We start from the raw sequence: 7,714 nt of genomic DNA, 5'->3' as shown, positions 1-7,714 counted from the left end.
ATGCGCCATCTGTTGCTCGGTGACCAGTACCTCGATGCCCGTTCGTCCGGTGCGGGGGACTGTCGGTCATGACGCACAGCGCACTGGGCACCGCAGCTGCCGGACGTCCGCGTGACCCCGAGGTCGACCAGCGGATCCTGCGTGCGGCAGCCGAGGTGGTCGGCGAGGACGCCTGGAGCAAGTTCACCGTCGACTCGGTGTCCGAGCGCGCCGGCGTCGGCAAGACTTCGATCTACCTGCGCTGGCCGAACAAGAAGGATCTGCTCGCCAGCGCGCTGGAGGCGCAGATCAGCCCGGTCGCCGCCATCAACACGGGCACCAACTCCCACGATCAGCGAGCGGGCCTGCTCATCGCCGTCGCCCGTCCTAACACCGTGTGCACGGCGAGCGGGGCGGCGGGCTGGTGTCGTCGGAGGTCGGCAGCCGACGCTGGTGGTGGTGGTCATGCGCGCGCGGGGAGAAGGAATTCGTGGTTCTGGTGCTGGTTGGTGGGGTCGCCGGCGAGGGGGTGTGGCTCGCCGGTGAGTGTGGCCAGCGCGTGGGCGATTTCGTCGATGGTGGCGCGGGTGTAGATATCGATGGCGTTGCCGTTGTAGCTGCGGTCGGAGTGGCCGGCGTAGGCCTTGGCGACGGCGGGGCCGTAGTTGCGTTCGACCCAGCGCAGGGTGGTGTGGCGGAGCCAGTGGGTGGAGATGCCGTGCTCGGCGATCCAGGGGAGTTGTCGGCCGAGGCGGTCCCAGAGCACGTCGTAGCGGCGGATGCCGAGGGGATGGCCGTTGCGGTAGCGCAGCAGCCGCCGATTGCGGGCGGCGGTGATGGGATGGCCGTTGCGGGTGAAGGCGGGCAGTTGGTCGGTCGGTGGGGTTCGGGTTTCGCGGTGTTCGACCAGAGCCTCGGTCAGGGTGGGGGAAATCGGCTGCCAGCGGGAGAAGCCACCCTTCTCCCGGACCTGGATCAGGCAGCGCACAGGGTCGAGGTCGTCGCCGCTCATGGTGAGGATGCCTGCTCGGCGGCAGGCCGTTTCGATGTGCAGGCGCACGATCAGGGTGTCCAAGACGGGGTCGTCGCCGCCGTCGGCGACCGCGGTGCAGATCTGGGCCAGCGAGTCGTGGGGCAGGGCGCGCCGGTTGGAGGCCGGGCGCGGGGCCTTGCCGAGTTTGGCGGTGGGGTTGTCGGCGGCGGTGATGTAGTTGTCGTTGACCGCGTGCTGGTAGAGACAGCGCAGGGCGTGGATGCAGTGGTTGGCCGTGCTGACTCCGCCGCGGTCGTTGCTGCGCCGCTGGCGTTGCTCGCGCACCGTGTGCACGAAGGTCTGCAGCTGCGAGACGGTGGGTTCGTTCAGGCGCTGGTCGGCGTGGTCGACGAGGAGCTTGTTCCAGTAGGAGAGGTAGTGGTTGCGGGTGGGAGTGTCGGGCATGGCGGCGTAGACGATCGGGACGTATTCAGCCAGGGTCGGTATCGCTCGCGTGGTACCTGGTTGGCCGAGTAGCTGTTCGGGTTCGATTCCGAGCCCTTGCAGCAGAACTCGCGCGGCGGCCAGCTGAGCGTCGGAGGGTGCAGTGCTCATGCTGGGAAGGCGTCCTCGAGCGGGCCGGTCCACGGAGCCAGCAGTGCGGTCAGGGTGGTGGGTGGGAAGACCAGCAGAGTCGCCGACGGAATATCGGCGAGCAGCAGCAGATATCCGCCGTCGATGCGGGTCTCGCGCCGCAGTGCCGCGCGCAGGCGCAGGTTGGCCTGCCCGTCGACGTAGGCCGGGGCGGCATCGTCCTGGTTGTCGGCGGTGAGGGTGAGCACGCCCTCATCGACGCGAATGCGGCACTGTTGGCCCCGCCGCCATTGCAGGGCGGTGAGCAGGCGCCGGGCCATGATCCGGCCCGCCCGGTCGATGGGGCGGACGTCGTACAGCGCGGGCGGACGCGCCGGTTTCTGCGGCCGGATCAGCGCCGGGAGCGGCAGCGGTGTGTTCCACGCGAGCGGCTTGGCGGCAGGCCCGGCGAGCGGGCGGCTACCAGGTGCCCGGGAGGGGGCGTTCGGGGTCGAGGGGATGGCGGAAACGAGGCCGGATAGCATCAGCACGCCCAACTTTCAGTGTCAGGCGGTTACACACCCGGTTCTGTGTTCTCGAACCGGACATACGCAGCAGGTGCCGCGAATGTTCACGCTGTGTGCGCAGGAAACAACTTCACAACACACAAATCGCGGCGGATTCGCAACCTTTGAGTGTTCATGGAGCCAACCATACCCCGTTTCACCGACCGGTCTGCCGAGCGGCGGCTACGGTGACAGCGACCGTCGATGCCCGCGTGCTACCTGCTCAGGCACATGTCGGCCCACCCACATATCGCTGTCGCACCGGGGAATCGGTGCGCGCACGCGCCACCAGAACCGCACGAGGCCATCGTGCAGTAGTCGTTCGGTAGCGAAATAGAAGGAAGGCCAGGCCGATCGAGCAGCCCTCGGCAGCTTTTTCCGACAGCTCGGTCAGTCGACGAGTCCCGCAGGTCGTTCATCCGCGACCTGAATGATCGTCCTGCCGGGCGTGCGGCGGTGGCGGGCGAACGCGGCGGCCGTTTCGGACAGCGGTCGTACGGCCCCGACGATGGGGTCGAGCCGTCCGCTCCGGAGGCGCTGGGCGAGGTCGAGCAGCCGGGCGCGGTCGGGTTCGACGACGAAGAAGATGGCTCGCCCGTTCTCGGGCTGCGCGGGCGGTGGCATCGTGATGGTGACGAGGGTGCCGCCCGGGCGTACCAGTTCGATCGATCGCTCGAGGATCTCGCCGCCGATGACGTCGAATACCACGTCCACCTCGCCGACCTGCTGCAAGTCGTCGCCGCCCAGGTCGAGGAAGGCCTGCGCGCCGAGGCCGAGCACGACATCACGGTCATCGGCTCGGCCGGTGCCGATCACATGGGCGCCCGCCGCTCGCGCGAGCTGGACGGCGATCGAGCCGACGCCGCCTGCGGCGCCGTGCACCAGGACGCTCTGGCCGGTCGCGAGGTGGGCGTGGTCGAACAATCCCTGCCATGCGGTCAGTCCGGAAATGGGCAGCGCGGCGGCCACGGTGTAGTCGATGTCGGCCGCCAGCGGGGCGAGGTTGCGCGCCTCCACCGCAGCGTACTCGGCCAGAGATCCGTTGCGCGTCCAGTCGGTCGGTCCGAAGACCCGCTGGCCCACGGTGAGTCCGGTGGTTCCGTAGCCGAGTTCGACCACGACTCCGGCCAGCTCGTGCCCGGGGATGGTGGGTGTCCGGTCGCGGCCGGCGCGATCGGACCAGGTTGCCGGCCAGTCGAGCTCTCCGGGAGTGAAGCCCGCGGCGTGCACGCGCACGATGACGTCGTTTTCCGCGGCGTGGGGGTATGGCATGTCGGTCTGGGTGAGACCGGCGATACCCGAGTCACGGTCTCGCACGGTGATCGCTCGCATGCCGGGATCCTTTCGCAACATCGGTATCGGCCATCGTGCGCTGTCCGGTCAGCTCGGCCAGGGCGACCCGACGATCCGCTCGACCGTTGTCGTGCGCTGGAAGCCGGAGACGAAGTGCTCGAGCACGTCCGAGTTCACGGTGCCTTCCGTGGTTTCCGGGCGGCCCGCGAGCCCCTCGACGTAGGTTCGCAGGAACTCGTTCTTGAAGTCGCCTCGTGGGTGGACGGCAAGGATTTCGCCCAGCTGATCGTGGTCCATTCCGTCCAGGCCGAAGCCGACCACGTCGGTCAGGACGCCGAAGTGCGTGGTCGCGATTTCCGCCGCCATCCGGCCGGGGATGCCCGGCGTGGTGTGCAGCGCGATCGCCGTCCACACGGTGTCGGCGGCGGCGGTGGGGAAACCCATGTCCAGGAGGAACTTGCGGGCGTGGTCTGCGCCGTCGACTTCGAAGCGCTGTACGACATCGGAAAAGGGAGCCAGCAGGCCGGTGTCGTGGAACATGGCCGCCAGGTAGAGCAACTCCGGATCCGGTCGCACGCCGAGCTCGAGCGCGTGGATGAGGCCGAAGAGGTAGACCCGCCGGGAGTGATGGTAGATGAGGGGGCTGGTGGTCTCCTGGATCAGCCTGGTCGCTTCGGCGACCGCCGCTGTCTCGGGTATCGCCAATCCCGCGATGACCTCTGGCATAGATCTTCGGCCTTCCGAGAGGTTGTGTCGGCTCGATGGCGGAATCGGTCACGGCCACAGTCCCTTCCTCTGGCCTACCCGAGCCGAAGCCCGGCAAACAAGCCGGAAGTGGTGATTGAAGATGGACACGGCCGGGTAGCCGGGAGTCGAACACATGTTCTGTCGAGCGTGAGGAGCGGCGATGGTGCAACCGAAGCCGGAGAAAGATCCGGACCACTGGACGACCGGCGACGAGCCGATGACCGGCCCGCAGGAGTCCTATCTACACACCCTGGCCCAGGAAGCGGGGGCGGAGGTGCCGGAGGAGCTGACCAAGGCGGAAGCGTCGCAGTTGATCGACGAGTTGCAGCAGCGCACGGGCCGCGGTGCGTGACCAGGAAAAACAGCTGCGTCGACAGTGCCTGCCGTCGACCGCACCGGGCAACCCGCACCGGCGAAACGCCGATGCGGTGTCGGCGGTCACTCTTGCCGGGTCCCGGTTCCGCTGCTACACCGGATCTATGTCCGTCCATGCAGATTTATTAGTTCGGAGTCAACAGGATCTGCCGCAGCGTGTGCCGACGCGCCCGGATGACTGGCATCCGGGGTCGCTGTGGTGGGACGCGCAGACCGTGCTGGTGACCCATGAGATCGAACCGGGCCGGTGGGAGCGGCTGCGGCGCCTGGTGGTGCCGGTCGGGCTCGGGCGACTGGCGTTCCGGCTCTCGTCGTGGTCGCCGGAGGCGGCGTGCATGATGCGCGATCGCCGGGTGATCGTCCAGGCCGGAGACTGGCGCGGCGAGCCCGCCATCGGATCCCGCGAACATCAGGGCAGTGTGCAGCTCTACGGTCGTGGACCGCTGGCCGACACCGTCGCCGAGGGTCTGCGGATCAAATACGGTGCGCGCCTGACCGTGGCCCGGCTCGGGCATCAGCTCAGGCTCGGCTCGGCCCCGTACGCGGACCTCGTCGCCGTGGTCACCGTCCGCGAGAACAAGGGCATGCTCGCCCTGCCCTGACCGCGCGGCCATGGGGGCGGCCCCTGCGGCCGGCCGAAGGATTTCCGATCAATCCGGGTACTCGTGGATGGTCAGCAGTAGATGGTCCAGTTGGGTGCGTAGCTGGACAGGGCCGCCGCCGCCCGCCGCGGCAACGGTGACGAGTTTGGCGGCCAGCACCCGCAGTTTGGTGTTGGTTTCCTGCGACCGCCACCGCAACACCTGGAATGCCTGCTCGGCGTTCAGCCCGTAGGCGAGCATCAGCATCCCTTTGGCCTGTTCGATGGCCGCGCGGGCCTCGACCACTTCCGGCAACGTCTCGTCGAGCGCTTCGCGCCGCTGCTCATCGACCGCGGCGGTCAGATCGACGAAGTAGCCGGAGGTACCCACCACCGCGCCGGTGCCGTCGAAGATGTGGTCGGCGACCACGAGCACGTGGCGGACGCGCCCGGCGGTATCGATGATGCGGTGCCTGCTGCAGAACGCGCCGTGGTCGCGCACCGCGGTGGCCAGGGCGTCGGCGACCGCGGCGCGATCGGCAGGGTGGTTGTGCGACAGCACCAGATCGGTGGTCGGCTGCACCTGGCCGGGGGTGTAGCCGTACAGCTCGGCGACCTCGTCGGACCACTCCCAGCGCTGATCGTCGAACCAGAACCGGAAACTGCCGACCCGCTGCGGACTCTCCACCTCCCGGGCGTCACCATGCGAGGCGCCTGTGGAGTCCGACCCATTCCCATCGCCCACCCGTGCCATCATGCTCCCTCCTGGCATACCGAAGGTCGGAATCGTTTCGTCCTGGAAACTTTCCCCGAAACACAGCGGCCGTCGCTCGGGTGGATGCCGGCCCGGATACCGAAATGGTCACACTCGCCGCTCTCGTCGCCCGACCACCGCGCGCGATGGTAGGCAGGACGGTGACGAGACGTCTTGATTCCAACAGGACTCCTCGGCTGGATGTGCCGGACAAGGCGCTCGAACCTGGAGAGAGTCATGGATTCGGACTCGTTCGACTCACACGGGCACACGCCCGATCCCCGTACCCGGTTGTTCAGCAGACTGCGGCGTCAGGGGCCTGCGGTGGTGATGTCGGCCCGCGGTGTCGCGGACGGGTTCACTCTGCAAACGTGGGCGCGTGATCTCCGCGAAGCCATGGAATGCGCGGAAACGTCGTCCTGCGGTTTGGTCGTCGACACGACCAAGCTCGAATTCATGTCATGGCGTGCGCTCTACCTTCTGGCACAGGATGCGGCGGCGTGCCGCAGCCGCGGTGTGGCGGTCAGATTGGTGAGCACGAACTCGACCATCGCCAAGATCGCGCCCATCGACCCGGTAACCGCACGGCTACCCATCCATTCGACAATGGTCAGCGCACTCACCGCCTTGCGACTGCATCCACTTCCACCTCGCCGAGCGGACTCCGCAACCCGCCGCGTCACTGCCCGCAACGATCGCGTCCATCGTGCCCATCGCCCGGGACCGGCCGACAAAACGGCACGATAGCTCCCGAACGCACTCGGCAAGGCATGGCAAAAGGCCACCGTTGTCAGCAGGGGTTCTCAGCCGGGCTGTGCAAGCGGCCGCGAGCGTGGGCGATGGCATCGGGCGTATGTTCGAAGATGTGGGCGTCACCCTCCGCCGGGAGGGCGCCGATCGCGGCCAAGCGCCGCTTGTGGTCGTCGCGTAGTCCGGACATGAGCACGGTGATGTGGCGGTGTTCGAGTTTGCCGATGGCGTCTTTGAGCACGAGGGCGCCGGTGGTGTCCAAAGCGGTGATGTGGGACATGCGCAGGATGACGATGTGGACGTCGGACACTTCGGCCAGTTCGAGGAGGAATCGGTGGGCGGCGGCGAAGAACAGCGGCCCGTCGATGCGGTAGGCCACGATGTGATCGCCCAGCAGCTGGTGTTCCTCGGCCAGGTGGGTGGTGTCGTCGGTGTGGGGATCGAGCGGGATCTGTTGTAGCCGGGCTTCTTTCGCGACGGCCCGCAGGGCGAGCACGACAGCGATGCCGACTCCGACCGCGACCGCGGTGACCAGGTCCATGGCGACGGTGATGCCGAAGGTGACGGCCATGATCGCGGCGTCGCCTTTCGAGGCACGGGCGATCGCCGCCAGTGACGCGGTTTCGATCATCCGCACGGTGGTGGCCAGCAGCACGCCCGCCAGCGCGGCCAGCGGGATGTCGGCGACCAGGGGTGCGGCCAGGTAGATGATCGCGGCCAGTACGACGGCGTGGGTGAGCGCGGCGAGCCGGCTGCGTGCGCCGGAACGGACGTTCACCGCGGTGCGAGCGATAGCACCGGTAGCCGGAACGCCGCCGAATATCGGAGCGGTGAGATTGGCCAGCCCTTGTCCGAGCAGTTCCCGGTCGGGGTTGTGGCGGGTGCCGACGGCCATCGCGTCCGCCGCGGTGGCCGACAGCAGCGATTCCAGCGCGGCGAGTGCGGCCACAGCGAGTGCGGGGCCGATGAGGGCGCCGACCTGATCGAGGTGCGGAAATGGGATCGTGGGGGCGGGCAACCCGGCGGGAATCTCGCCGATCGGGGTGAGGCGCAGGTTCATTACCTGCGCCGATACGGTGGCGACGGCCACCGTGATCAGCGCGAGCGGCAGCTTCGGCAGATAA

Annotated in this window: 9 protein-coding genes and 1 pseudogene; 4 read left to right on the top strand and 6 right to left on the bottom strand. The window is 68.1% G+C overall.

Annotated elements, in window-relative coordinates:
• Nucleotides 1–68: 68 nt before the first annotated feature.
• A pseudogene (locus tag ON21_RS41125) lies at nt 69–260 on the top strand (TetR/AcrR family transcriptional regulator); the annotation flags it as partial.
• A 182-nt stretch (nt 261–442) separates the two neighbouring features.
• Here the strand turns inward: ON21_RS41125 and ON21_RS31255 are convergent.
• From ON21_RS31255 to ON21_RS31240, 4 genes are all read right to left on the bottom strand, one after another.
• Complete coding sequence (locus tag ON21_RS31255; protein WP_051021527.1) at nt 443–1,567, bottom strand: tyrosine-type recombinase/integrase; 1,125 nt, start codon at nt 1,565–1,567, stop codon at nt 443–445.
• Entirely contained in the window at nt 1,564–2,076 is a 513-nt protein-coding gene (locus tag ON21_RS31250; RefSeq protein WP_039804024.1) for a hypothetical protein, read from the bottom strand. Before ON21_RS31250 ends, ON21_RS31255 begins: the two co-directional genes overlap by 4 nt.
• Before the next feature lie 405 nt (nt 2,077–2,481).
• Nucleotides 2,482–3,423, bottom strand: a complete 942-nt coding sequence (locus ON21_RS31245) for an NADP-dependent oxidoreductase (RefSeq protein WP_039804030.1) — start codon at nt 3,421–3,423, stop codon at nt 2,482–2,484.
• 48 nt (nt 3,424–3,471) lie between these two features.
• On the bottom strand, nt 3,472–4,110 hold the full coding sequence (locus ON21_RS31240; RefSeq protein ID WP_039804022.1) for an HD domain-containing protein: 639 nt from the start codon (nt 4,108–4,110) through the stop codon (nt 3,472–3,474).
• Nucleotides 4,111–4,291: 181 nt separating this feature from the next.
• On the opposite strand from ON21_RS31240, the gene ON21_RS31235 reads away from it, so the two are divergent.
• Both ON21_RS31235 and ON21_RS31230 read left to right on the top strand, forming a co-directional pair.
• The gene (locus ON21_RS31235; RefSeq protein WP_039804020.1) at nt 4,292–4,483 is read left to right on the top strand and encodes a DUF3072 domain-containing protein; all 192 of its coding nucleotides are present in this window, start codon (nt 4,292–4,294) and stop codon (nt 4,481–4,483) included.
• A 181-nt stretch (nt 4,484–4,664) separates the two neighbouring features.
• Nucleotides 4,665–5,108: a hypothetical protein gene (locus tag ON21_RS31230; RefSeq protein WP_051021526.1), complete on the top strand. Its 444-nt coding sequence runs from the start codon at nt 4,665–4,667 to the stop codon at nt 5,106–5,108.
• Between the two features lie 48 nt (nt 5,109–5,156).
• Here ON21_RS31230 and ON21_RS31225 read toward each other — a convergent pair whose 3' ends face one another.
• Nucleotides 5,157–5,840: a PAS and ANTAR domain-containing protein gene (locus ON21_RS31225; protein WP_039804026.1), complete on the bottom strand. Its 684-nt coding sequence runs from the start codon at nt 5,838–5,840 to the stop codon at nt 5,157–5,159.
• Nucleotides 5,841–6,041: 201 nt separating this feature from the next.
• Between ON21_RS31225 and ON21_RS41120 the strand changes: the two genes are divergently transcribed.
• On the top strand, nt 6,042–6,587 hold the full coding sequence (locus tag ON21_RS41120; protein ID WP_373281164.1) for an STAS domain-containing protein: 546 nt from the start codon (nt 6,042–6,044) through the stop codon (nt 6,585–6,587).
• A 43-nt stretch (nt 6,588–6,630) separates the two neighbouring features.
• Here ON21_RS41120 and ON21_RS31215 read toward each other — a convergent pair.
• A partial coding sequence (locus ON21_RS31215) for a SulP family inorganic anion transporter (protein ID WP_039804016.1) occupies nt 6,631–7,714 on the bottom strand: 1,084 nt, incomplete at its 5' end.

Origin of the sequence: Nocardia araoensis NBRC 100135 (genome assembly GCF_000308435.1) — a bacterium.
GTDB classification, from domain to species: domain Bacteria; phylum Actinomycetota; class Actinomycetes; order Mycobacteriales; family Mycobacteriaceae; genus Nocardia; species Nocardia araoensis.
This window is presented reverse-complemented; position numbering and strand designations above follow the sequence as displayed.